Source organism: Sphingobium sp. UBA5915 (assembly GCF_002431195.1).
In the GTDB taxonomy this organism is placed as follows: domain Bacteria; phylum Pseudomonadota; class Alphaproteobacteria; order Sphingomonadales; family Sphingomonadaceae; genus Sphingobium; species Sphingobium soli.
Window position 1 is genome coordinate 40305 of record NZ_DJDV01000034.1, and the last position, 24154, is coordinate 64458.

General features: G+C 62.3%; 19 protein-coding genes and 1 pseudogene. 8 read left to right on the plus strand and 12 right to left on the minus strand.

The features are described from left to right. Positions 1–134 precede the first annotated feature (134 nt). Together B2V90_RS04860 and B2V90_RS04865 are read right to left on the minus strand one after the other, a co-directional pair. Entirely contained in the window at positions 135–860 is a 726-nt protein-coding gene (locus tag B2V90_RS04860) for a hypothetical protein (protein WP_009821025.1), read from the minus strand. A 53-nt stretch (positions 861–913) separates the two neighbouring features. After that, a complete protein-coding gene (locus B2V90_RS04865; protein ID WP_293919970.1) occupies positions 914–2995 on the minus strand; it encodes a TonB-dependent receptor domain-containing protein in 2082 nt (693 codons plus the stop codon). Between the two features lie 541 nt (positions 2996–3536). Between B2V90_RS04865 and B2V90_RS04870 the strand changes: the two genes are divergently transcribed. From B2V90_RS04870 to infC, 3 genes are all read left to right on the plus strand, one after another. Next, on the plus strand, positions 3537–5660 hold the full coding sequence (locus B2V90_RS04870) for a TonB-dependent receptor (protein WP_228222048.1): 2124 nt from the start codon (positions 3537–3539) through the stop codon (positions 5658–5660). A gap of 727 nt (positions 5661–6387) precedes the next feature. Further along, on the plus strand, positions 6388–8385 hold the full coding sequence (gene thrS, locus B2V90_RS04875) for a threonine--tRNA ligase (RefSeq protein ID WP_228222049.1): 1998 nt from the start codon (positions 6388–6390) through the stop codon (positions 8383–8385). Positions 8386–8515: 130 nt separating this feature from the next. Further along, entirely contained in the window at positions 8516–9049 is a 534-nt protein-coding gene (gene infC, locus B2V90_RS04880) for a translation initiation factor IF-3 (RefSeq protein WP_037542090.1), read from the plus strand. Positions 9050–9176: 127 nt separating this feature from the next. Here infC and B2V90_RS04885 read toward each other — a convergent pair whose 3' ends face one another. The 6 genes from B2V90_RS04885 to pabB form a co-directional block, all read right to left on the minus strand. Beyond that, complete coding sequence (locus B2V90_RS04885; RefSeq protein WP_228222050.1) at positions 9177–10292, minus strand: zinc-binding dehydrogenase; 1116 nt, start codon at positions 10290–10292, stop codon at positions 9177–9179. Positions 10293–10368: 76 nt separating this feature from the next. After that, positions 10369–11043 carry a peptide-methionine (S)-S-oxide reductase MsrA gene (gene msrA, locus B2V90_RS04890; protein ID WP_228222051.1) on the minus strand — a complete coding sequence of 225 codons (675 nt, stop codon included), beginning with the start codon at positions 11041–11043 and terminating at the stop codon, positions 10369–10371. Continuing rightward, positions 11027–11179 carry a hypothetical protein gene (locus tag B2V90_RS04895; RefSeq protein WP_009821017.1) on the minus strand — a complete coding sequence of 51 codons (153 nt, stop codon included), beginning with the start codon at positions 11177–11179 and terminating at the stop codon, positions 11027–11029. The genes msrA and B2V90_RS04895 overlap by 17 nt, the downstream gene beginning before the upstream one ends. A 282-nt stretch (positions 11180–11461) precedes the next feature. Continuing rightward, the gene (locus B2V90_RS04900; protein WP_228222052.1) at positions 11462–12664 is read right to left on the minus strand and encodes a pyridoxal phosphate-dependent aminotransferase; all 1203 of its coding nucleotides are present in this window, start codon (positions 12662–12664) and stop codon (positions 11462–11464) included. Positions 12665–12803: 139 nt separating this feature from the next. Beyond that, entirely contained in the window at positions 12804–13427 is a 624-nt protein-coding gene (locus tag B2V90_RS04905; protein ID WP_228222053.1) for an aminotransferase class IV, read from the minus strand. A gap of 33 nt (positions 13428–13460) precedes the next feature. Next, entirely contained in the window at positions 13461–14630 is a 1170-nt protein-coding gene (gene pabB / locus B2V90_RS04910; RefSeq protein WP_228222054.1) for an aminodeoxychorismate synthase component I, read from the minus strand. A 92-nt stretch (positions 14631–14722) separates the two neighbouring features. On the opposite strand from pabB, the gene B2V90_RS04915 reads away from it, so the two are divergent. After that, entirely contained in the window at positions 14723–15106 is a 384-nt protein-coding gene (locus B2V90_RS04915; RefSeq protein ID WP_228222055.1) for a DUF983 domain-containing protein, read from the plus strand. A gap of 7 nt (positions 15107–15113) precedes the next feature. On the opposite strand, the gene B2V90_RS04920 is transcribed toward B2V90_RS04915, so the two are convergent. Then, positions 15114–15551, minus strand: coding sequence for an acyl-CoA thioesterase (locus B2V90_RS04920; RefSeq protein ID WP_228222056.1), 438 nt, complete (start codon positions 15549–15551; stop codon positions 15114–15116). A gap of 244 nt (positions 15552–15795) precedes the next feature. Between B2V90_RS04920 and B2V90_RS04925 the strand changes: the two genes are divergently transcribed. The 4 genes from B2V90_RS04925 to B2V90_RS04940 all read left to right on the plus strand — a co-directional run bounded on the left by B2V90_RS04925 (position 15796) and on the right by B2V90_RS04940 (position 22364). Next, positions 15796–18111, plus strand: coding sequence for a TonB-dependent receptor (locus B2V90_RS04925; RefSeq protein WP_228222057.1), 2316 nt, complete (start codon positions 15796–15798; stop codon positions 18109–18111). A gap of 22 nt (positions 18112–18133) precedes the next feature. Beyond that, positions 18134–19477 carry an ectonucleotide pyrophosphatase/phosphodiesterase gene (locus tag B2V90_RS04930; RefSeq protein WP_228222058.1) on the plus strand — a complete coding sequence of 448 codons (1344 nt, stop codon included), beginning with the start codon at positions 18134–18136 and terminating at the stop codon, positions 19475–19477. Between the two features lie 123 nt (positions 19478–19600). Then, entirely contained in the window at positions 19601–20839 is a 1239-nt protein-coding gene (locus B2V90_RS04935) for a cytochrome b/b6 domain-containing protein (RefSeq protein WP_228222059.1), read from the plus strand. A gap of 154 nt (positions 20840–20993) precedes the next feature. Then, the gene (locus tag B2V90_RS04940; protein WP_228222060.1) at positions 20994–22364 is read left to right on the plus strand and encodes a class II 3-deoxy-7-phosphoheptulonate synthase; all 1371 of its coding nucleotides are present in this window, start codon (positions 20994–20996) and stop codon (positions 22362–22364) included. A 228-nt stretch (positions 22365–22592) separates the two neighbouring features. Here B2V90_RS04940 and B2V90_RS04945 read toward each other — a convergent pair whose 3' ends face one another. The 3 genes and pseudogenes from B2V90_RS04945 to B2V90_RS04955 all read right to left on the minus strand — a co-directional run. Continuing rightward, positions 22593–23156, minus strand: coding sequence for an LptA/OstA family protein (locus B2V90_RS04945; protein ID WP_009821006.1), 564 nt, complete (start codon positions 23154–23156; stop codon positions 22593–22595). Continuing rightward, a complete protein-coding gene (locus tag B2V90_RS04950) occupies positions 23156–23803 on the minus strand; it encodes an LPS export ABC transporter periplasmic protein LptC (protein ID WP_228222061.1) in 648 nt (215 codons plus the stop codon). The genes B2V90_RS04945 and B2V90_RS04950 overlap by 1 nt, the downstream gene beginning before the upstream one ends. Before the next feature lie 21 nt (positions 23804–23824). Further along, positions 23825–24154: pseudogene (locus B2V90_RS04955) on the minus strand (ribonuclease D); the annotation flags it as partial.

A 24154-nucleotide genomic window follows, 5' to 3' on the forward strand; every position in this document is an offset into this window, starting at 1 on the left:
CGCCTATGTGGCCTGATCGGACCGCTCATATCTGGGCGCGCGTTTTCGAAGCACCGGCCACCCTGCTTGCGCAGCCCATGGCTATAAGCGTCCGTCATGCGGACCCCCCGACTTTAATATTGATGGCGAGTCGATCAGCCTTTCTCAGCAGCGATCACATAGTCGAAGCCATGGCGCAGCCCGCCTTCGCGCCCGATGATGGCCAAAGCGTCCTGTCGCAAGGCTTCGCCCCGCGCATGTAATGCCGCCGCCAGTGACCGATCCCCAAGCCTCGAAAGCCGCGACGCGCACATGTCGATCTGGCTGTTCACAAACTTCTCTTGGTAACGGATGGGGAAACGATGCGCGCTGACGACGCGAAAACCCGACGCCGTCATCTGTTCCAGCACCCATTCCATCGGAAATTCGCGGTAGGGTCGCTCGCCCGCTTGCAGCAACACGGCGTCGCGCCATCGCCCGATGTCACACAGGATGCGGCCGTCGGGTGTCTCCGGTCGTTCAGCGACATAGGGCTCAAGGCCGACCAGATAGAGCCGCCCGCGCGCCAATGTCCGCAGCCGGGCGAACATCCGTTCCTGAAAATAGGGTGCGAATCCCTCGATCGCCCCGATCAGATAGTCGGCGAGAATGGTATCGAAACGCTCGCCTGCCAGCAGCGTCGGGTTGGCCCAGTTACCAAGGATGATCCTGTCCTGCGGTCGGCGAACGCGATCCGATGCGTCACGCACCTGAACGGCATGGCCCGCCGCGCCGGTGACGGCGACCCAGCGATCGGTCGCAAGCCCTGACACCCAGCCGATCGAATTGGTGCCCGTTCCCGCGTCCAGAAAGGTGCCCCAGGGCCGATCGCCCTGGAGCATCTCGATATGGCGGAACAGCGCGGACGGTCGCCGCGCTGTTCCTTTCGTCTTGCTCAGAATGCCCCCCGCAGGCCGAACACGAAGTTGCGGCCACGCAATGGAGAGAAGGTCTTGATGAACGAGCTATGGTTATACGCCAGTTCGTTGGTCAGGTTGGTGCCGCGCACGAACAGTTCCGCGCTGCGCTTGTCCCCCAGTTCGAGGCGATAGGCGAGCGTCGCATTGACCATGTCATAGCCCGGCGTGCGCGTTTCAAAGGCTGCGATCCGGTCCTGTTCGAACACATGATAATATTCCGCATCCGCCGTGAACGGCCCGACATGCGCATCGCCGCGTGCGCCAAGGCGCCCGGCCGGAATACGCGGCAGGTCACCGCCACCATTTTTCAGCTTGGCGCGAACATAGTCGCCGAACACCGACAGGGCGAACTGATCGTTGAAGGCATGACGCACTTCCCCATCGATGCCGGTGAAGGTCGCCTCTGCCCCGGCATAGCGGATCAGACGGAAATCTTCGAACTGGTCGAGCGTCTGGGCGTAGATATAATTGTCGAAGTCCTGATGATAGGCGCCGATGGTGAAGGTTGTCGGCCCTGCCGTCTTGCGCAGCGTCAGGTTGACCGAATTCGCCTTTTCAACGCCTTGCGATACTTTTTCGGCAAGGCGGCTGTTGCCGCTGACGATCCCGATCTCATAGGTGTTGGTCGCAAGGTGCAGGCCATAGGCATAAAGTTCCTGCACCGAAGGCGCGCGTTCGGTATGCGCCAGCGACAGGGCCAGCGAGTAGTCGCTGCCCATGCTCCAGATCGCGGCGGCTGACGCCGAAAAGGGCTTGTGCTTGATCGAGGGATAGCGCGTGATCAGCGACTTCACCGTCTGCCATTCCTGTCGGGCGGCCGCCTCCAGCCGGACATTGCCAAGCGAATAAGTCTCCAGCAGGAAAATCGCGGTATTGCTGGAGTCCGTATTCAGCGTGTGCGTCACACCGCCGCTGATCGCCTGGAACCGGCTGCCGCTCTGTTGGATGCCGAACGTACCGCGCAAGCCCCCCAGCGGCGCATGGGTCAGTTCCACACGCAGGTCGTGGGCCTTGTTGAGGAAGGTGTTTTCCGCTTCCCCATCCTCGATCTCGTCATGCGCATAGTCGGTGAAGGACAGGCGGAAGCGTACCTTCTCCAGCGCGGGCACCGGATTGTTATAATCGCTACGAATGTCGAAGCGATTGCTGCGCAGCTTTACGAACGGCACTTCCTCCTCATGGTCGTGTTCATGATCATGGTCGTGATCATGTTCCTCCTCTTCTCCATGACTGCCGCAATGCAGGCCGATCCCATGGGGATGGCAGCTTTCATAATCATGATTGTGGCCCGGCACGCCATATTCATTGCGCTGGCGGGGATAGGCAACGCCCAGATAGCCGTCCGGGCCGATCCAGCTTCCCCCGACACTGAAGGTCGATGTGTCATTGTAGGAGCCATGCACTCTGTCCTCCCCAAAGGCACGAGGCACCCGATAGTCGTCGGAGCGGCGGTGGACGCCTTCAACGCGCAGCGCCAGCGGCCCGACGCCGACTGTTGCACCGCCTACCAGGCTGCGCTCATCATCACCGGTGCCCAGCCGCCCTTCGGCTGCACCGGTGATGCCGCCCTCCGGAACATAGGTCGGAACCTTCTCGTCGAGCAGGTTGACCGCGCCGCCGATTGCGCCGCTGCCATAGAGCAGGGTCGCCGGACCGCGCAGCACCTCGATCCCGCGCAGCAATAGCGGCTCGCCCGTGACATTGTGGTCCGGCGAGATGGCCGAGGCGTCCTGTACATTGGCGCTGTCGCTCAGCACCTGCACGCGGGGCGAAGATTGGCCGCGAATGATTGGACGGCTAGCGCCGCCGCCGAAATTTTCGAAATTGATCCCCGGCTGACCTGCCAGCGTCTCGCCAAGCGTTGCGGCGCGCCGGTGAATCAGTTCTTCCCCCGTGAGTGTCACAACCGGCGTGGTGGTCTCATCAGCCTTTTGCCCCAAAGGAGCAGCCGTAACAACGATATCCCCCTGGCCATGCCCGCCTGCCTGAGCAAGGGCGATGCCGGGGGTGATCGCAATGATCGATACGGCGCACAAATGGTGAAGGTGATTTCTCACGGAATGTCCCCTGTCGATGTTCTGAAGATGCGGCGTGATACGTAATAATATATCACATCACAACCCTGAACTATGAGCTATCGCCCAAGATAACGGTTCATTTCCATATAGTTACAGAATGTTTCTGGTGGCAGCCAAGATAGTAGAAGGACCGATGCTACCCTGCCAACTTATCGCGGGTCATTACGAGTTGGCGGCTGATTTCTCCGCAATTTCCCGAGATCAACAGCGCCGATAGAAGAAAGGTGCCACGCCGCGTGTCTGACCGGAAACGAAAGGATGGCGACCCTCGACCTTATCGGCGTAGGCCGCGATCAACAGATGCGGCACGCCAGGAGGCATCATTTACAATGGGCGGAAGCACGTCGCCTAGCAGGATGAGGAGTGATGCAACCATCACACACTCAGCAATATTTTGACACGATATGGTTATGATATGTTGTAACGCGCAATAAAGGAGCATAAGAGGCCCGCAACAGGGGAAAGCGCCTCGAGCGCAGTCAGGAGAGGATCCGAGGTTCGGATCAAAAAAGGGTACCCCATGCGCATCAGTTTGCTTCTATCGACCTGTTCAGCCATCGCGATCTTCACGCTCAGCAATCCCGCTCTGGCGGAAGATGAGAGGGCTGAGAAAGCCGCGCTGCACGAACAGACCCCCGCCAACATCATCGTCACCGCGCCGTTCCAACGTGACCGGTCCGATATCCTTTCGGGCGCGTCGGTGCTTCAGGGGAGCGACCTCACACAGGCGATACGCCCATCGATCGGCGAAACGCTCCAGCATACGCCTGGCGTGTCCGCAACCTCCTTCGGCCCCAGCGCGTCCCGCCCGGTCTTGCGCGGACTTCAGGGGGAACGCGTACGCGTGCTGGTCGATGGCATTGGCTCCATTGACGTGTCCAACACCAGCGTTGATCATGCGCCTGTGGTCAATCCATTGCTCGCCGAACGCATTGAAGTGCTGCGGGGTCCCCAGTCGCTGCTATTCGGTGCGTCCGCGATCGGTGGCGTTGTCAATGTCATCGACAAGCGTATCCCCCGCAGCGTGCCCGACGAGCCCGTCCATATCGACGCGATCGCCACCTATGGCAGCGCAGCCGACGAGCGCAGCGGTGCCGGTTCGGTCGATGTGCCGCTGGGTGACAAGTTCGTCGTCCACGCCGATGGCAGCTATCTGAAATCGGATAATATGCGCATCGGCGGCTACGCCTTGTCGCCAAGCGCGCGCGCGCAGGCGCTGGCATCCAGCCAGCTTCCCGCCGAAGAGCCGGAAGAAGGCGAGCAAGCCATCGACTTTGCCGGTAATGCTGCGATCCGGGGAAAGCTGCCCAATAGCCAAGCCAAGACGTGGACCGCCGGCGTCGGTGCAGCTCTCATTACCGAGACCGGCAATCTGGGCGTATCCTACAGCCATTATGACAGCCTCTATGGCGTGCCTGTGCGCTACGCGACGCTGCCAGGCCAGGAACAGGAGGCGCCACGCCTCGATCTGGCGCAGGATCGGCTGGATTTGCGGGCTGAGGTCGAAACGGGCGGCGGCTTGCTAAAAGCGATCCGTGCGCGCGCCAGCTACGCCGATTATCGGCATTTCGAACTGGAAGAGAGCGGAGAAGTCGGCACCGCCTTCTACAACAAGGGTATGGAGGGCCGCATCGAACTGGTGCAGGCCGATCATGGCCCATGGCAGGGCGCAAGCGGCGTCCAATATTACTCGCGGAACTTCAACGTCGTCGGCGAGGAAGCCTTCCTGCCCAAAAATGATACGCAGCAGTTCGGCGCGTTCACGCTTCAGACGCTCGACTATGGCGCGGTCAAGCTGGAGGCAGGCGGGCGCTACGAGCATAGCGAATTGCAGGCATTGCCACTTGAAGACCAGGATCAGTTCTTCGCAGGCAAGCGAACCTTCGACACCTTCTCCTTCTCGGGCGGCGCGTCCTATGGCTTCAATTCCGACTGGCGTCTGGGCGTCAATCTCTCCCGTTCCGAACGCGCGCCGTCGGCGGAAGAATTGTTCGCCAACGGCCCACATGCCGGAACGCAGGCGTTCGAGGTTGGCAATCCTGATTTCAAGACCGAACGCGCATGGGGTCTGGAAGCGGTGCTACGTGGGAAGGGCGAGAATTACAGTTTTGAGGCCTCGGCCTATCATAACTGGTTTTCCAACTTCATCTATGAAGGGCTGACCGGTGAAGAAGAGGATGGCCTGCCCGTCTACCAGTTTAGTCAGGCCAAGGCGCGCTATTACGGGTTCGAGGCGCAAGGGTCAGTCACCCTCGCCACGTTCGGGGAGATGAAGCTCGTCGCAGACGCGCTGGGCGACTATGTCCACGCGCGTATCGTCGGCGAAGGCCCCGCCCCGCGCATTCCGCCGCTTCGCTTGCTGGGCGGTCTTGGCGTCACCAGTCCCAAAGTGGACGTGCGCGGCGAGGTCGAATGGACGGACGACCAGAAGCGTGTCTCTGACTTCGAGACGGAGACGAAGGGCTTCACCCTCGTCAATGCGCAGGTCAACTACCGTCCTTGGGGTACAGAACGTCCTCTCAGCTTCGCGCTGTCGGCAAACAACATCTTCGATGTCGTTGCCCGCCGCCATGCCTCATTCCTGAAGGACTTCGCGCCCTTGTCGGGACGCGACATCCGCGTGACCGCCCGCGTCAGCTTTTGACGCCATATGTCCCGCCGGGGGAAACCGCGGCGGGACGCAATGGCAGCGTTCGTAGGAAGGATGACCCGGGCGCCAGTGGAATAGGTAAGCCTATGTGCGTCGCGGCCGCTGAGCATGTTTTTTCGGGTCTCTTCTGTCGTATCTTGATAAGGAGGCACGGCAATCATGGGCGCGGTGAGATGCAAATGCGGGGGCGCCATCATTTTGATAGGATTTGGAAGATCGCCAACATGGCTGAAAATGCGAGCAGTTGGGTAAAGCATTGTAGCAACGCGCCCAGACTGCTGCTTGATAGCCAGGCTATCGCCATCAAAATGAACGATGGGACTTAGCCGCAATAGGAAGCCCAGCGAATAGACAGCCGTACACTAGCCGGACGGCGAGCAAGCCAGACGGCGGAGGGGAGCGGCTCCCTATTTGGTCCGACGACCCCACCCCGTTCATTGTCCGTTCCATTATGGCGAGCATTTTGATAAACAACTGAAAATCCGTTGTGATTTTCAAGTTCAGCAAAGGCGGCCTGGGGCTTTTCTGAGGCCCTTTTGCGCATTTCATTTCCATTATAAATTTGAAAATTAACTTAGAATTTTTGCGAGTTCGATTCCGGCTCGGCCTCATCATGAGATCCCCCCTGTATTGACAGGCAAGTCGACCCATCTAAGGGAAAGGCGCGGCTATGTGTGCCGCGCTGACAGCTCCTTCAACAGAAAGACATATCGTGTCCGCCATGCTCAAAATCACTCTGCCCGACGGTTCCGTGCGTGAAGTCGCGCCCGGCACTACCCCGGCGGACATTGCGGCGGCGATCGGCCCGGGTCTCGCCAAAGCGGCGATCGCGGCGCGGGTCGATGGCGAATTGCGCGATATCGGCCGGCCGCTGGAAGAGGACGCCCATCTGGCGCTCGTGACCGCGAAGAACGAAGCGGACGCGCTGGAACTGGCGCGCCACGATTTTGCCCATGTGCTGGCCGAAGCGGTACAGGCGCTGTTTCCCGGCACGCAGATCACCTTCGGTCCGGCGACCGAGGATGGTTTCTATTATGACTTCGCGCCCAAGGATCGGCCCTTCACCGAGGAAGACCTGCCAGCGATCGAGGCCGAGATGCGCAAGATCATTGCCGCAGACAAGCCGCTCAAACGCGAGGTGATCGACCGTGACACGCTGATTGCACAATGGGAAGCGGCCGGCGAGACGTTCAAGGCGCAGTGGGCGGCCGAATTGCCGCAGGGTGAGGAACTGACCGTTTATCATTCTGGCGCCCCCGGTTCCGAAGGCTCCTGGTACGATATGTGCCGTGGGCCGCACCTTGCCTCGACGGGCAAACTGGATCCGCAGGCCTTCAGGCTGACCCGCGTGTCGGGCGCCTATTGGCGCGGGGACCAGAAGAATGCGATGCTGTCGCGCATCTACGGCACGGGCTGGCTCAACAAGAAGCAACTGGCCGAACATCTGACGCGGCTTGAGGAAGCGGGGAAGCGCGACCATCGCAAGCTGGGCGCGGAGATGGACCTGTTTCACCTTCAGCAGGAAGCGCATGGCTCGGTCTTCTGGCATCCCAAGGGCTATGTCATCTGGCGGAACCTCGAAGCCTATATGCGCCGCGCTATCGACGATGCTGGCTATCGCGAGGTCAAGACGCCGCAGGTGATGGACGCACGCCAGTGGGAACAGTCGGGCCATTGGGGCAAATATCGCGAAAATATGTTCGTCATCCCCGACGAAGTCCCCAATGTCGAGGACGAAGGGCCGCTGGTGTCGGACGATGCCGACTGGATGGCCTTGAAGCCCATGAACTGCCCGGCGCACGTCCTGATATTCCGGCAGGGAATCAAAAGCTATCGCGACCTGCCCTTGCGCTTCTACGAAAATGGCTGCTGCCACCGCAACGAGCCGCATGGCGCGCTGCACGGCCTGATGCGCGTGCGCCAATTCACGCAGGACGACGCGCACATCTTCTGCCGCGAGGACCAGATTGTCGAGGAAGTACGTGCCTTCTGCGCGCTTGCCGACCGTATCTACAAGGATTTCGGCTTCACCTATTCGATCAAGCTGGCGCTGCGTCCCGAAAAGCGATTCGGCACCGAGGAGATGTGGGACAAGGCAGAGGAAGAACTGCGCAACGCGGTCGCTGCCGCCGGGCTCAATACGCCGGACTATGGCTGGGAGGAGTTACCGGGCGAAGGCGCTTTCTACGCGCCCAAACTGGAGTGGCACCTCACTGACGCGATTGGCCGCACCTGGCAGGTCGGCACGATCCAGTCCGACCGGGTGCTGCCCGAACGGCTCGACGCCAGCTATATCGGTGAGGATGGCGAGCGGCATCGCCCGGTCATGCTCCATCGTGCGATCTTCGGCAGCTATGAACGTTTCATCGGCATATTGATCGAACATTATGCGGGCAAATTCCCGCTCTGGCTCGCCCCGGTTCAGGCGGTGGTCGCAACCATCGTCTCTGATGCGGACGATTATGCCAAGGCGGCCGTCGACAGGCTTCGCGCCGCCGGAATCCGGGCCGAACTCGATACGCGCAACGAAAAGATCAACTACAAGGTGCGCGAACATAGCCTGGCCAAGGTGCCCAACCTGCTGGTCGTCGGGCGACGCGAGGCGGATGAGGGCACGGTGGCGTTGCGCGAGTTGGGCAAGGATGGCCAGAACCTCCTGTCGCTGGACGATGTCATCGCCCGTCTTGAAAAAGAAGCGTCGCCCCCCGATATGCGGTGAGGCAGAAATGCTGCAAGGGTGCGTGATTTCGCCACGGCGGAACCGCGCACCCCTTTCCGCATTGGTAAAATGTCGCTAAAAGCCGCTCGTTTTCGTAACGACCATAGGAGATATTGCTATACGTCCCCCGATGATGCGCCGCCCGATGGCGCCGCCGCCGAAATCCGGCCCCCGTTATAACGAGTTCATCAACGTGCCCAAAGTGCGCGTGATTGACGATGAAGGCGAAAATCTCGGTGTGATGTTTACGCAGGAGGCGATCGAGCAGGCCTATGAGATCGGCCTCGATCTCGTCGAAGTCTCGCCTAACGCCGATCCGCCGGTCTGCAAGTTTCTCGACATCGGCAAGTTCAAGTATGAAGCGCAGAAGAAGGCGAATATCGCCCGCAAGACGCAGAAGACGCAGGAACTCAAAGAAATCAAGATGCGCCCCAACATCGACGATCATGATTATGAGACGAAGATGAAGAAGGTGCATGACTTCATCGGCGATGGCGACAAGGTGAAGATCACGCTGCGCTTCCGCGGCCGCGAACTCAGCCACCAGCAGTTGGGCATGAATTTGCTGCAACGCGTGGCTGAGAATGTCCAGGAAATCGCGAAGGTCGAAGCCTATCCGCGTATGGAAGGCCGTCAGATGCTGATGGTTCTCGCGCCGAAATAAGCGCGCGCACCAGCGAATCGCAAAAAGAGGCGGGGTGTGGATGCAGCCCCCGCCTCTTTTTATTTGAGGCGCACCGACTGACCGGGTGCCTTCCGCCAAGCTATGGTATAGTCCGTCCGGCCTCAGCTCAGCCGTTGGGCAGCAACAGATATTTCTCGCCCGTGCGCCGCGCATTATAGGTCAACACTGCATCGCGCTTGAGTGCGTCCTCCAGTGAAATGCGCGCCTTATACTGGCTCGCGAAGGTCGTCGTCAGATTATCCCGCACGCGCGCTCTCAGTTGCTCCAGTGCGGCTGCATCAAGACTTTGCAGAAAGGGGAAGAGCAGCCAGCCCCCGACCGACCAGCTGAAACCGAAACTGCGGTTGAGAATGGTCGGGCCGGTATCGAGCGAGCCATAAATATAGGCCTGCTTGCGGCTGTTGGAGCCATAGCGGCTATATTCCTGCCCTTCCGACGCCACCTCTTCCATAGCGTGCAAGATCTGCCCGACCAGCGTGCCTCCGCCGATCGCATCAAAGGCCAAAGTCGCGCCCGTGGCCTTGAGCGCCGCGACGAGATGCGCTTTGAAATCGTCGCTGCTGCTGTCGACAACATGCTCCGCGCCCATATCCTTCAGCATCGCGGCCTGCGTAGGGCTGCGCACGATGTTGACGAGCGGAACGCCGTCTTCCTTGGTGATGCGCAGCAGCATCTGGCCCAGGTTGGAGGCAGCGGCCGTGTGGACGATCGCGCTATGGCCGTCGCGACGCATGGTTTCTACAAACCCGAGCGCGGTCAATGGATTGACGAAGGCGGACGCCCCCTGCTCTGCCGTGGCATTGTCCGGCAACTCAATGACGGACCGGGCATCGACTGTCCGATATTGCGCGAACATGCCACCGGCGACACAAGCGATCGTTTTGCCCAGCAAGGCTTGCGCGTCGGCGGCTTCCCCTGCCGCGACGACGGTTCCTGCACCTTCGTTTCCGACCGGCATCGCCTGCCCGACACGCGCGGCCATCGCCCGGCGCGCGCCGTCCGGCATCGTCGCTACGATGCGGCCATCGCCATATTCGGCATTGTCCAGGTCCGCCGGACCGAAAAGCAGGCCAAGGTCGGATGGGTTGATCGGCGCTGCCTCGACCCGCACGACGACGTCATGCCCGGTTGGCGGTGGCAGGCTTTCCTCCGCCAGTTCGACGATCAGTCGACCGTCCTCCTGCAAGGTCGTCAAAATCCGGCGGCCGCGCATGTCGCTCATCCTATCCTCCTGCATCGTTCCTCAAACAGGTAGGCGCAGGTCCGGCCAGAACAAGGGCCGGCTTCGCGCGCGCGTCTCAGGCGGAAGGCTGGTTGCGATATGATGCCGGAAACATGGTTTTGAACGCCGCCAGCTTGGGCGCGTCCCAACGCAGGATATAGGGATGGCGCGGGTTCTTGCGCATGAAGTCCTGATGATAGCTGTCGGCGTCCTGGAAGCCGGTGAACCGCTCCACCTTCGTCACGATCGGATCATTCCACAGGCCGCTTTTCCCCAGTTGCGCGAGATAGGCGCGCGCCGCCCGGTCCTGTTCGCCATTCAAGGGAAAGAGCGCACTGCGATATTGCGTCCCACGGTCGGGGCCCTGGCGGTTGAGCAAAGTGGGGTCGGCGATAACCGAGAAGAAGATGCGCAGCAGCGTGCCATAGCTTACGATCTTGGGATCATAGGTTACGCGCACGGCTTCAGCATAGCCGGTATCGCCGCCGCTGACCGTGTCATAATCGACGCGCATGCCGCGTGGCCCACCGGCGAAACCGGAAACCGCCAGCTTGACGCCTTTGACGTGGGAGAAAACGCCTTCGACGCCCCAATAGCAGCCGCCTGCGAAAACGGCTGTTTCCAGCTTGCGCGTGGGTGCGGCATCCATGGCGGGGGCAGGCGCGGACACGACACGCTCCGCGTGCGCTGGGGCGGCTGCGGCAAGCGCAGCCACCAGAAACGGGATGACGCGCTTAAAGGGCCGAGCCATCGGTCGAGGTCGCGGCGACAGCGGTGCTGCTGAACATCGGCGGCTCGTCAGGTTGCAGCATGACCATGCCAACAGCACCGATCGCAAACCCGCCCAGGAAGCGCAGGAACAAGTCGGATTTGAGGAACGCCTTCATGGCAAACGCCTTTCTACCATAGTCTGCCGATCTCATCGGCTTTCCCGCTACCTTCATGCGCCTTGCCCCTGACTGAACAATCGATGCCACCGCAGCAGCTTTCGACCAATGCCAGGATAAGGACGACGAACGCCGCCGGATATTTAAGTTTCTGTTCGCAACCGGCATATAAGCCGCGCTGCGCCGAACACAAGACGGCGCAGCGGGAAAAGGACCGTTTCCAGTTTGGGCGAAAAAAGTTCCCGCCGCCCGTTTTTTTCGCGCGGCGGAAAATAGACGGCCTTATTTCAGCGCCGCGCAGGCTTCCTGAATGCGGGTGCACGCTTTGCGCAGCACATCGTCCGAGGTTGCATAGCTGATGCGGAAGGCCGGCGACAAACCAAAGGCGGCGCCATGGACAGCGGCCACCTTGGCTTCATCCAGGAAATAGCCGATCAGTGCTTCATCGCTGTCGATCACCGCACCCTTGGGCGTCGTCTTGCCGATCACGCCGCTTGCGTCAGGGTAGACATAGAAAGCGCCCTCGGGGGTTGGGCAATCCAGGCCCGGTGCATCGTTCAGCATGGCGACGACCATGTCGCGGCGCTTCTTGAACACCGCATTGCGGTCTTCCAGAAAATCCTGCGGACCAGTGAGCGCGGCAACGGCGGCGGCCTGGCTGATCGAGCAGGGATTGCTGGTCGATTGCGACTGGAGCTTGCCCATCGCCTTGATGATCCATTCAGGACCGCCGGCAAAACCGATGCGCCATCCGGTCATGGAAAAGGCCTTGGAACAGCCATTGACCGTCAGCGTGCGGTCATACAACTCCGGGCAGACCTGCGCGATGGTGGCGAAGGGCGATGCGGCATACCAGACATGCTCATACATATCGTCGGTCATCACCATCACATGGGGATGGCGCAGCAGCACATCGGCGAGCGCCGTGAGTTCGTCCGCCGAATAGGCCGCGCCCGAGGGGTTGGACGGTGAATTGAGCATCACCCATTTCGTGCGCGGGGTGATCGCGGCGTCTAGCTGCGCCGGAGTGATCTTGTACCCTTGGGCAGCCGGCGCTTCGATGATGACCGGCGTGCCGCCCGCGAAATTGACGATGTCGGGATAGCTGACCCAATAGGGCGCGGGGATGATGACTTCATCGCCCTTGTCCACCGTGGCGATCAAGGCGTTGAACAAGGTATGCTTGCCGCCCGAATTGACGCTGATCTGGCTGCGCTTGTAGACAAGGCCATTGTCGCGCTTGAATTTGAAGGCGACCGCTTCCTTGACATCGACGGTTCCGTCCACGTCAGTATAGCGGGTCTGGTTGTTGCGGATCGCTGCAATGCCGGCGTCCTTGACGAAATCGGGCGTGTCGAAATCCGGTTCCCCCGCCGACAGGCCAATGACATCCACGCCTTCGGCTTTGAGCGCGTTGACGCGTGCGCTCATGGCGAGCGTGGCGGACGGCTGGATGCGACCGAGGGCAGCGGAAGTCTGGCTCATGGCAATCTTCTTTCTCAAATATCCTCTTGCCCGCACATTAAGCGGACGCGGCGGTCCTTAGTGCGCAACGCACTTAGGGGCAACCGCCAGATGGGCGGCAATGGCTTTGCCCTTTAAAAGCGCGGCTATCGACGGGCGCTTATCGCGCCAGCGTCGCCGCGACCATGCCGCGCGCGGCATTGCCGATGAAGAAGCCGCGCTCCAGGTCATGAACCTTGAGGTCCGCCTCCGCAGCTTCCCCCATGTCGATCAGGCTCTGGCGCAAAACGCCGGGTAGCAGGCCGCGCGTGAGCGGCGGCGTCACCAGCTTGTCGCCGCGTTCGACGAAAAGGGTCGAGAAACAGCCTTCGGTCAAATACCCTTTTTCATCGGTCAGCAGCACTTCATAGGTGCCGCCACGGCGCAATGCGTCGCGATAGACGGCCCGGTCCGTCGTTTTGTGCCGCAGGCGCGGGTCGTTAGCCGACGCCTGTCGGGGCACGACCGCAACCGGCACGATCGCGTGCGGCCAGGTGCGATGATCGCGCACCTCGATCGCCAGCGCTCCGCCCCTGGACACCAGCAACCGTACCCGGCTGCGTTCGCGCAGGCGGAAGGTCGCGGCCTGAAGTTCGTTGCGGACATCGTGCCGGTCAAAGGCAAAACCCAGCACATCGGCGCTTGCCTTCATGCGCGCGAGATGCAGGTCCAGCAGCCTTATCCCCTCATGCGGGTCGAAGGCCATGGTTTCGAGCAGGTCATACTGTCCGTCGATCAAAGACATTGCGGTTATTTCAAGCCCCTGCTCTCATTCAAGTCAAGCTGCGCAAAGAAATCGGCTCTTGGCAAGACATTCCGCCCATTCGGATGCACCATCGGAATCCGCGACGATACCAGACCCCAGCCCCAACCGGGCCGCGCCCTTGCCGTCTTCGATGCACAATGTGCGGATGGCGACATTGAACGCCGCGTCGCCGTCCGGATCGATCCAGCCCATCGCGCCGGTGTAGACGCCGCGCGGATGCGGTTCGACCGCGTCGATGATCTCCATCGCCCGCATTTTGGGCGCGCCGGTGATCGACCCGCAGGGAAACAGCACCCGCAACACATCGACGGGCGACAGGCCCGGCAGCACGCGGGCGCGGACGGTGGATACCAGTTGATGCACCGTGGGGTAGCTTTCCACCCGGAACAGGTCAGGCACGATGACGCTGCCCGCCTGCGACACGCGAGACAGGTCGTTGCGCAACAGATCGACGATCATCAGATTTTCGGCGCGCTGCTTGTCATCCTCCTCCAGCCAACGCGCCTGGGCCGCGTCGCTTGCCGGATCGACGCCGCGCGTCGCGGTGCCCTTCATCGGCCGCGCGGTCAGCTGGCCGCGCACCTGGCTGAAGAAGAGTTCGGGGGAGAAGGACAGAATGTTATGGCTGCCGGTGTGGACGACGCCACCATAGCCGGCGGCGGCGCGCGGGCGGACCGCGGCATAGAGCGCCAGCGGGTCGCCTTCGAACGGCACATCGCAAGGAAAGGTCAGATTGACCTGATAGATGTCGCCGGCATGGATATAGCCCTGCACCGCTTCGAAGGCGCGGCGATAATCCGCCTCGGCGATCAGCGGCCGCACGGTTCCGATCTTTGCCTGCGCCCTGTCCGGCAGCAGACCGGGCACGGCGGTCGAGGGGATGCGGCGCATCCCTTCGAACAGGCCGAACCACAGCAAAGGCGCGCCGCCCCCCTCGCTTCGCGCGGCGATCGGCGCCAACCTGTCTTCCAACGCCAGGCCCGCTTCATAGCTGATGAAGCCGGCGGCGTGCAGGCCCCCATCACTCGCCTGTGCGACGCGATCGAGCGCTGGTTGCACTTCATCCATGCGGTACGCCGCGATGGTGGCCACGGGATCACGATAGAGACGGGCGGGCGCGGGTCCGCGCACACGCGCGTCGTCGAACAGACAAAATATTTCGGTCGGACCCGGCAGGCGCATGACGCTTCCTAGCAGGCTTTGCGCCCGACGGAAGCGATGTCCGCGCGCCCATCATATTGCGCCGGTCCGGATGTCGTCCTAGCGATGAGGGCATGACCGATCCGATTGTCCCGCAACCGCCCGAACGCGCCGCCTGGCCCGCCATCGCGCGTGGCCTGCGTGGCCGCTGTCCCGCGTGCGGCGCGCAGGGCATGTTTGCTCGGTTTTTGAAGGTCAGGCCCTGCTGCGAGGGGTGCGGCCTCCAGCTGGACGCGCATCAGGCGGACGATTTCCCCGCCTATATCGTGATCCTGCTGCTGGGCCATATCCTGGTGCCATTGATGATCGAGACGAACAGGATGCTGGCGATCCCGCTGGCGTGGCAATCGCTGATCTGGCCCAGCCTTGCCGCGATGCTGGCCATCGCCCTGATCCAGCCGGTCAAGGGCGGGGTCATCGCTTTGCAATGGAGCCGCCATCTGGCGGGTTTTAGCTAAGGCGCCATCAGGCGGAGGTGCGCAGGAAATTCCGCTCCATCGCTTCGCGCAGCGTATCGTCGATGATACGACGCCCTTCGGCGCCATGAGTCACCACCGTCGTATCGCAGGTCGCGACGCACACGCCCTTCTGGAACCCCGCCGAACTGATCGTCCAGCTGGTGCGGCCGATATGGCCGATGGCGCAATGGACTTCGAACGGATAGGGAAAATGCGATTCCTCCAGAAAATTGAGGTTCACATTGGCCACCAGCCAGCGCACCCCCTGTTCCTGCGGGTGACGGCCCAGATGATGGTGAAAGCGGATGCGCGCCGTTTCGAAAATACCAGAAATGGCCACATTGTTGATGTGACCCATCGTGTCGAGATCTTGGAAACGAGTATCGATGCTCGTGATGAAACGATAGGCATCGGGACTGAACCGCCAGCTTTCAGGTTTGGGCATGTTCTGCTTTCCCTTGGAAATATATGGTCATTGCCATAGCCGTCACGGCCATCGATGCAATAACATCATGCAAAATGACGAAGGTGCGGCTTTTCTGACACAGGCCTGCAACACACCATTCATGACGCACCTGTCACGACCATGACGCCAATCCGTCAACGATCCCTCACCACCTTGCAACATGCCGACGATACAGGCCCCTCGCGACCCGGCGACCAGACCGGTGTCCAGGGGGACTATCACCATGCGGCCACTTCACACTTTCTTGCTTGCATCGACTTTCCTGGCGGCGACGCCGGCTTTCGCGCAGGACGCCCTGCCCGCAGCAGCCACGCCGACGGACGGCGGGGAAATCATCGTCTTTGGCCGTGGCGAAACGCGCCAGGTGCAGGAAATCACGGACAAGGACATCGTCACGCTGACGCCGGGCACCAATCCGCTCAAGGCAATCGAGAAGCTGCCAAGCGTCAATTTCCAGTCCGCCGACCCGTTCGGCAATTATGAATGGTCGCAGCGCGTCACCATCCGCAGCTTCAACCAGAATCAGCTGGGCTTCACCTTCGACGGCATTCCGTTGGGCGACATGAGCTATGGCAACCATAACGGCCTGCACATCACCCGTGCGATCAGCAGCGAGAATATCGGCAGCGTGCGCGTCAGTCAGGGGGCGGGTTCGCTTGGCACCCAATCGACCGGCAATCTTGGTGGTACGGTCGAGACATTTTCCGCCGACCCTGCCGAATATCTGAGCGGCGGATCGCTCGCTGGCCAGGGCAACCTGACCTATGGCAGCGACGAAACCTGGCGCGCCTTCGCCCGGTTGGCGCTGGGCACGCGCGATGGCATCCGCGGCTATGTCTCCTATGGTTATGGCGCGACCGACAAGTGGAAGGGCCAGGGGACGCAGGACCAGCATATGGGCAATGCGAAGGTCGTGATCCCGGCCGGCAACGCGACCATCGATGGGTGGCTGAGCTATTCGGACCGGCGCGAGCAAGACTATCAGGACATGTCGATGAACATGATCCGCCGCCTGGGATGGGACTGGGACAACACGTTCCCCGACTATGCGCGCGCGATCGATTATGCCGACCGCCTCAACGACGTCGATCGGATCAGCAACAGCGGCGGATCGCCATTCCCCGACGGCCTGTACGATTATAGCGGCGCACCGGTCGCGGGCGGACAGGTCTATCCCGGCAACGTCACCAGCGCCGACGACGCCTATTATGACGCGGCGGGCCTGCGCAAGGACTGGCTGGGCGCGGTTGGCCTGACGACCCCGATCGGCGAGGCCGCGACGTTCCGCATCAAGGGCTATTATCACAATAATAGCGGCATGGGCCTGTGGGGGACGCCCTATACGCCCAGCCCCAACGGCGTGCCCATGTCGGTTCGCACGACCGAATATGACATGGACCGGATCGGCGTGTTCGGCAGCGTCGACTATACGCTGGGCATTCAGACGCTGAGCGCAGGGGCATGGTATGAGAATAACGAATTCCATCAGGCGCGCCGCTTTTACGCCTTCGCCAGCCGGACGGAGCCGGGCCTGAGCTTCCGCGACTATCCCAAAAACCCCTTCTTCACCCAGTGGGAGTTCGATTTCACGACGAACACCTTCCAATATCATGTCCAGGACAAGATCGACCTAGGCATGGTGACGATCAACCTGGGATGGAAGGGGTTCAAGGTCACCAACAAGGCCGATGCCATCGTCCAGGCGAGCTTCCCCGAAGGCAGGATCAAGGTCGAAGACTGGTTTCAGCCGCATGCCGGCTTTGCCGTAGAACTCAGCCCGGAGGCGGAAATCTTTGGCGGCTTCACCCAGGTGACGCGCGCCTTCTCCTCCGCCACCACGACCGGCCCCTTTTCGACGAACCAGGTCGGCTTCGATGCGATCAGGGATGATCTCAAGCCCGAGCAGTCGGATACCTACGAACTGGGGCTGCGCTACAACACGCCGATGTTCAACGGCGTGCTGGGCGCCTATCTCGTCAACTTCCGCAACCGCCTGCTGGCGGTGACGGTGGGCAGCCCGATCCAGGGTCTTGCTTCCGCGTTGCAGAATGTCGGCGGCGTGCGCGCGCTGGGCTTCGAAGCGGCGGGCGACCTGAAACTGGGGTCCGGCTTTGGCGTCTACGCGTCCTACAGCTACACCGACGCCACGTACCGGGACGATGTGCTGAACAGTTCGGACGGCACGCTGGTCGCGGCGATCAGGGGCAAGACCGTCGTCGACAGCCCCAAGCATATGGCGCGCGGCGAATTCAATTATGATGATGGCCGGGCGTTCGGACGGGTCGGCGTCAACTATATGTCGCGCCGCTATTACAGCTACACCAATGATGCCTCGGTGCCCGGCCGGGTCATCGTGGACGCATCGGTCGGCTATCGCCTGACCGACCGGATCGAAGTGCAGCTGAATGCCACCAATCTGTTTGACAAGAAATATGTCGGAACGATCGGCTCGGGCGGCTTCGTCAACAGCGGCGATGCACAGACCCTGCTGGTGGGCGCGCCCCAGCAGTTCTTCGCCACGCTCAAGACCGGCTTCTGAGCAGGATAGCGGAGAAAGACGCATGAAAAGACTCGCGCTTGTCGTTTCGGCCCTGACCACGGTTGTACCGCTCGCGGCCCGGGCAGAACCCGTCCTCCTCATCTCCATCGACGGGTTGCGCCCCGGCGATGTGCTGGAGGCGGACAAGCGCGGGCTTTCCATTCCCAATCTGCGCCGCTTCGTGAAGGAAGGCGTGCATGCGACCGGCGTGACCGGCGTGCTGCCCACTCTGACCTACCCCAGCCACACGACGCTGATGACCGGCGTGTCGCCGGCCAAACATGGCATCGTCGCCAATAACAGCTTTGACCCCATGGGGATGAACCAGGGTGGCTGGTACTGGTACGCGCAGGATGTGAAGACGCCAATGCTGTGGGAAGCGGCGACCAAGGCAGGGCTGTCCACCGGCAATGTCCATTGGCCCGTCAGCGTGGCGGCCAGGGGCGTGATGTGGAACCTGCCGCAAATATGGCGCACCGGACATCAGGATGACGCGCGACTGCTCGATGCGCTCGCGACACCGGGTCTGAAAGCGCAACTGGAAGCGCGGGTCGGCGAACCTTATGCCATGGGGATCGACGAAAGCCTGGCTGCGGACCAGAATCGCACGCAGTTCGCCCGCGCCCTGATCGACGCGCACAAACCCGATTTCCTGACCGTCTACTTTGCCGCACTGGACCATGAGGAACATGCCAGCGCACCGGGATCGCCAGCGGCGAAGGCCGTGCTGGAAAAGATCGACGCGCTGGTCGGCGATCTGGTGGCCGCCGAACGACAGGCGCATCCCGACGCGGTGATCGCGCTGGTCAGCGACCATGGGTTCGAAGCGACGCATAGCGCACTCAACCTCTACCGCCCCTTCATCGACGCCGGCCTCATCACGCTGGGGTCCGACGGCAAGGTCGCGTCCTGGCTGGCGATGCCCTGGATCGCGGGCGGATCGGCGGCGATCATGCTCGCACGACCCGATGATGCGGGACTCAAGGCGCGGGTCAAGACGCTGCTCGACCGGCTGGCCGCCAATCCCGCCAACGGTATCGATCAGATCGTCGACCACGACAGGCTCGTTTCGATGGGCGGCAATCCGCAAGCGAGTTTTGCCGTGAATCTGAAGCCGGGCTTTGTGACCGACATCTTCCGGGGTGCGGCAGCTCCCGTAACCGGCCCAAGCCCGGTCAAAGGGATGCACGGCTATTTTCCCAGCCCCGCCGCCTTGGACGCGACTCTGCTGCTGCTGGGCGAGGGCATCCCGGCCGGCAAGGATCTGGGGCGGATCGACATGCGCGCCATTGCGCCCACGCTGGCGACAATCATGGGCGCCGACTTGCCGACGGCGCAAGTGGAAGCGCTGGATATCGAGGATTAGCACGACCTCCCTCCGGCGTTGCACGGGCCGGTCGCGGGCGTGACCTGCGTGATTGGTTGCAAGATGATGGACTTGCATGCGCGTCCGACCTAATTTGGCGGCACGCCATAACGGGGAGCATCCATGCCGCAGCGCTACAGCATAGCCGCCATCATCCTGCACTGGGCGATCGCCGCCCTGCTGGCGTTCCAGATTGCCGTGGGATGGGCGCTGGAAGATCTGGGCGCGCGCGGCTTCAACCTGTTCCAGCTGCACAAGTCGGTCGGCATCACCATATTGGCGCTGACGCTGTTGCGGATCGCCGTCCGTTACTGGAAGCCGCGTCCGCCAGCAAAGGAAGGCGGTTGGCAGGGCAGCCTGGCCTCTGCCGTGCATTTCGGACTCTATGCCTTCATGCTGGCCGCGCCGCTGACGGGCTGGGCGCTGGTTTCCACTGCGAAGGTCAAGGTGCCGACACTGATCTTTGGCGTCATCCCCCTGCCCCATCTGCCGGTGCCCGCTGGCGCGCACGAACTGGCCGAGGGCAGCCATGGCGTGATCGCCTGGATCGGCATTGCCTTGTTCCTGCTGCATGTCGCGGGCGCGCTGCGCCATCATCTGCTGCTGCGCGACGGGTTGCTCTGGCGGATGGTGCCGGGCCGCTCGCAGCTGTGGCTGGTGGCATTGCCCGCGCTGATCCTGATCGGCTTCCTGGCCGGCCGCGCGATCGTGCCGACCGGCGCGCCGACCGCCCCGGCGCCGGTTGCGCAGGACGTGGATATGGGCAACGTCGCCGCCAATGTCGCCGAAGCGCAGAATGCCACTGCCGCGACGGAGGCGGACAATGCGGTCGCCAACGCCAGCGACGCGGCCGAGGACACGACCGCAGAGCCAGCGACGTGGGCCGTGCAGCCGGGCGGCGCCATCCGATTTTCGGTGGGCAATGACGGTGAGACGATCAGCGGCACATTTTCCAAATGGACCGCGAACATCGTCATGGACCCCGCCCGGCCCGAAACCGCAGACATCGCCGTGACGATCGACATGACGTCGGCGAGCGTCGGCGACGCCTATAAGGACGGGATGCTGCCCGGCGACGAGTTTTTCGCGACCGCCGCTCATCCGACCGCGACCTTCACCGCCAAGGGCGCACAGGAAACCAGCCCCGGCCGCTACAGCGCCGATGGCATGTTGACGCTAAAAGGGATCTCCAAGCCCCAGTCCATCCGGTTCAGCCTGTCGGGCGACGGCGCGACGCGGCGGGTGCGCGGCATCGCCAGCATCGCGCGCGCGGCCTATGATGTGGGCAACGGGGAGAGCGGCGGCAGCCTGGCCCCGCAGGTGGCGGTGACGTTCGACTTCACCGCCCGACGCAAGGACTGACGCGGGACTGGCGACTGGACTGATGGCCCGGTCGATCAGCCTGATCGAGACAAATCATTGCGCAACGGACGGGCGCTACCGCTATAAACTTGCCTTGACCCGCGTGGCGGCGTAGGTGCGGCGCCTATTTTGATGCATGCGAAGGAGAAGAGACGTGGCGGCGAAGTGGACGCCGGAAAGCTGGCGGAGCCAAAAGGGCATTCAGATGCCCGTCTATCGGGACCAGGCGGCGCTCGCTGCGGTCGAGGCTCAGCTTGGCCAGTTTCCGCCGCTCGTCTTTGCGGGCGAGGCGCGCAACCTGAAGGCCGATCTTGCCAAGGTGACGACTGGCGAGGCGTTTCTGTTGCAGGGCGGCGATTGCGCCGAGAGCTTTGCCGAATTCCACCCCAACAATATCCGCGACACGTTCCGCGTGCTGCTCCAGATGGCGGTGGTGCTGACCTTCGCGTCCAAGCTGCCGGTGGTGAAGGTCGGCCGCATGGCAGGCCAGTTCGCCAAGCCGCGATCGGCCGATACCGAGACGATCGGCGGGGTGGAATTGCCCAGCTATCGCGGCGACAATGTCAATGACATCGCCTTTACAGCCGAGTCGCGGGAGCCGGACCCGGCGCGGATGGTGCGCGCCTATAATCAGTCGGCCGCGACATTGAACCTGCTGCGCGCCTTTTCGACGGGCGGCTATGCCAGCCTCGACCGGGTGCATGGCTGGATGCTCGACTTCATGGGCCGCAGCCCCTGGGCCGCGAAGTTCGAGGCAATGGCCGACCAGATCGGCCAGGCGCTCGACTTCATGCGCGCCTGCGGGCTGGACGCGGAGAGCGTGCCGCAGCTGGGCGGAACCAGCTTCTACACCAGCCACGAAGCGTTGCTGCTGCCGTTCGAACAGGCGCTGACCCGGCAGGATTCGATCACCGGCGAATGGTATGACACGTCGGCGCATATGCTGTGGATCGGCGACCGCACCCGGTTCGAAGGATCGGCGCATGTCGAATATCTGCGCGGGATCGGCAATCCGATCGGCATGAAGTGTGGGCCGAGCCTGGAGCCGGATGCGCTGCTGCGGCTGCTCGATGTGCTGAACCCGTCGCGCGAGGCGGGGCGGATCACGCTCATCACCCGCTATGGCCATGACAAGATCGAGGCGGGCCTGCCCAAGCTGGTGCGCGCGGTGCTGCGGGAGGGGCATCCGGTGGTGTGGTCCTGCGACCCGATGCACGGCAATGTCATCAAGGCGCCGAACGGCTACAAGACGCGGCCGTTCGATCGCATCCTGGCCGAGGTGCGGGGTTTCTTCGCCGTGCATCGCGCCGAGGGCAGCTTTGGCGGCGGCATCCATGCCGAAATGACCGGGCAGAATGTCACCGAATGCACCGGCGGCGCGATCGCCATCACCGACGAAGGTCTGGCCGACCGCTACCACACCCATTGCGACCCGCGCCTCAACGCGGCGCAGAGCCTGGAGCTGGCCTTCCTGCTGGCGGAAATGTTGAACGAGGAACTGAAGGAACGTCGCGCGGCGGCGTGATTTCCCGTCCGATCGCGAAAGGGCGTCGCTGGCGAGGCTGCGCCCTTTTTCATGCCTATAGCGCGACAGCAAAAGCGACGGCTGTCAGGCGTTTTGCATTTCCGCGCCGCCAGGATCAAACATTATCGTTGTAAATTAAATGCTTATTCGTTCGCAATAAGGTGTATTATTGCGAATCCTGCCATTTCATGAAAACCACGTCGCACCTGTCGCCTTTGCAGGGCGCGGTCAGTTGCTGCGCTGCGGCACCGAGAAGGTGCCCGAGACACGGCCGCTGGGGCTGGTAGAGGTGCCCGCGCCGCCGCCGCTGGAGCGCCCATCGACGGTCGATCGCCCGCTGTTCAAATCCATCACCAGCCGTCCTCCGGTGAGCCGATTCGCCCCCTGCGTCAGCGCAACATTGCCCAGCATCGTGATCAACTTGGCATTGAGGTCGTAAATGGCGACATTGCCGCGCGCGGTCTGATCGCCCTTGGTCACGACGACATTGCCCGATGCGTCGATGCGGTCGATTTCGACGCCATTGGCGCCGCCGCCCGGCTGGTTGCGATAGGCGACGGTCATGCGCGCGGCGTTGAGCGTCATGCCCGCCTGCGTCACGACGACATTGCCCGACACGACGACGCGGTCGGCGCGGTCCTGCACCTCAATCCGGTCGGCGGTGAAATTGACCGGGGCGTTGCTGTCATGATTGCGGAGCGCCTGCGCGAACAGGGGGCCGCCAGAGCCGACGATCATCACGCCAGTGGTGGCCAGAAAGCCTGTCGAAAGCAGGATGAGGGTGCGTTTCATCACTTCTGCCCTTTGAGGCCATTTTGTTCGATACGCAAGCGGGCGCGGCCGTCCAATGTCACGGTGCGCGCGCCCATGTCGGCTTCGAGATGATCGGCGCTGAACGTGCCGATGGGAATGCGCCCGTCGACGCGGCCGGCGCTGCGCATTCGCCGCGTCGTGAGATCGACCCCCACGTCGCGGGTGGTGAGGCGATAGCCGCCCGCCGCCTGGAACTGCACCGGCCCTTCGATCGCGACGCGTTCGCTTTCCATGTCGTAGCGGCCCTTTTGCGCGGTCAGCACGGCGGGACCATCCGACAACAGGATGCGCGCGGACATGTCGTTCAGGTCCACGATCGGTTCGCGCGAGCTTTTCTGCACCGCCGATCCGGCGCGCAGTGAAAAGGGCTGACCCTTGCTGTCTTCGCCGCGATAGAGCGCTTCGGTGACGCGCATGCGTTCCTTGGCCACTTCCACCTTGTTCTTGTCGAGCACAAAGCTGACCTTGTCGCCGCTGGTGAAAGGCGCGGTGGCGAGCAGCGCGGCGAGTATGCCGACCGACACGGGCAGCCAGTTTTTGAGCAGCTTGACCAGTCGGTCATGGCTGCCCCCCGGCCGCGCCCAGTGGCGGCGTACATTACGTTGCTGTTCGGCCTGAACGGACATGGCGGTGCGTCCCCGTCCCCCTTACATATGCGCGAAAATGTCGGTTTCCGGCCAGCCCGCCAGGTCCAGTTCGGCCCGGTGCGGCAGGAAATCGAAACAGGCCTGGGCCAGTTCCATCCGCCCTTCCCGCTCCAGCCGCTTGTCCAGTTCGGCCTTGAGCTGGTGGAGGAACCGCACATCGGATGCGGCATAATCCTTTTGCGCGTCGGACAGGACCGGGCCGCCCCAGTCGCTCGACTGCTGCTGCTTGCTGATGTCCTGCCCCAGCAATTCGCGCACCAATTCCTTCAGGCCATGGCGGTCGGTATAGGTGCGCACCAGCTTGGAAGCGATCTTGGTGCAATAGACCGG

Excerpts from the sequence above, each read along its gene's own strand:
- B2V90_RS04925 (WP_228222057.1), top strand. The coding sequence starts at position 15,796 with ATGCGGCCACTTCACACTTTCTTGCTTGCATCGACTTTCCTGGCGGCG.
- B2V90_RS04885 (WP_228222050.1), bottom strand. The coding sequence starts at position 10,292 with ATGAGCGACATGCGCGGCCGCCGGATTTTGACGACCTTGCAGGAGGAC.
- B2V90_RS04935 (WP_228222059.1), top strand. The coding sequence starts at position 19,601 with ATGCCGCAGCGCTACAGCATAGCCGCCATCATCCTGCACTGGGCGATC.
- B2V90_RS04870 (WP_228222048.1), top strand. The coding sequence starts at position 3,537 with ATGCGCATCAGTTTGCTTCTATCGACCTGTTCAGCCATCGCGATCTTC.
- pabB (WP_228222054.1), bottom strand. The coding sequence starts at position 14,630 with ATGCGCCTGCCGGGTCCGACCGAAATATTTTGTCTGTTCGACGACGCG.
- infC (WP_037542090.1), top strand. The coding sequence starts at position 8,516 with ATGATGCGCCGCCCGATGGCGCCGCCGCCGAAATCCGGCCCCCGTTAT.
- B2V90_RS04905 (WP_228222053.1), bottom strand. The coding sequence starts at position 13,427 with ATGTCTTTGATCGACGGACAGTATGACCTGCTCGAAACCATGGCCTTC.
- thrS (WP_228222049.1), top strand. The coding sequence starts at position 6,388 with ATGCTCAAAATCACTCTGCCCGACGGTTCCGTGCGTGAAGTCGCGCCC.
- B2V90_RS04930 (WP_228222058.1), top strand. The coding sequence starts at position 18,134 with ATGAAAAGACTCGCGCTTGTCGTTTCGGCCCTGACCACGGTTGTACCG.
- B2V90_RS04860 (WP_009821025.1), bottom strand. The coding sequence starts at position 860 with ATGCTCCAGGGCGATCGGCCCTGGGGCACCTTTCTGGACGCGGGAACG.
- B2V90_RS04895 (WP_009821017.1), bottom strand. The coding sequence starts at position 11,179 with ATGAAGGCGTTCCTCAAATCCGACTTGTTCCTGCGCTTCCTGGGCGGG.
- B2V90_RS04900 (WP_228222052.1), bottom strand. The coding sequence starts at position 12,664 with ATGAGCCAGACTTCCGCTGCCCTCGGTCGCATCCAGCCGTCCGCCACG.
- msrA (WP_228222051.1), bottom strand. The coding sequence starts at position 11,043 with ATGGCTCGGCCCTTTAAGCGCGTCATCCCGTTTCTGGTGGCTGCGCTT.
- B2V90_RS04945 (WP_009821006.1), bottom strand. The coding sequence starts at position 23,156 with ATGAAACGCACCCTCATCCTGCTTTCGACAGGCTTTCTGGCCACCACT.
- B2V90_RS04920 (WP_228222056.1), bottom strand. The coding sequence starts at position 15,551 with ATGCCCAAACCTGAAAGCTGGCGGTTCAGTCCCGATGCCTATCGTTTC.
- B2V90_RS04915 (WP_228222055.1), top strand. The coding sequence starts at position 14,723 with ATGACCGATCCGATTGTCCCGCAACCGCCCGAACGCGCCGCCTGGCCC.
- B2V90_RS04950 (WP_228222061.1), bottom strand. The coding sequence starts at position 23,803 with ATGTCCGTTCAGGCCGAACAGCAACGTAATGTACGCCGCCACTGGGCG.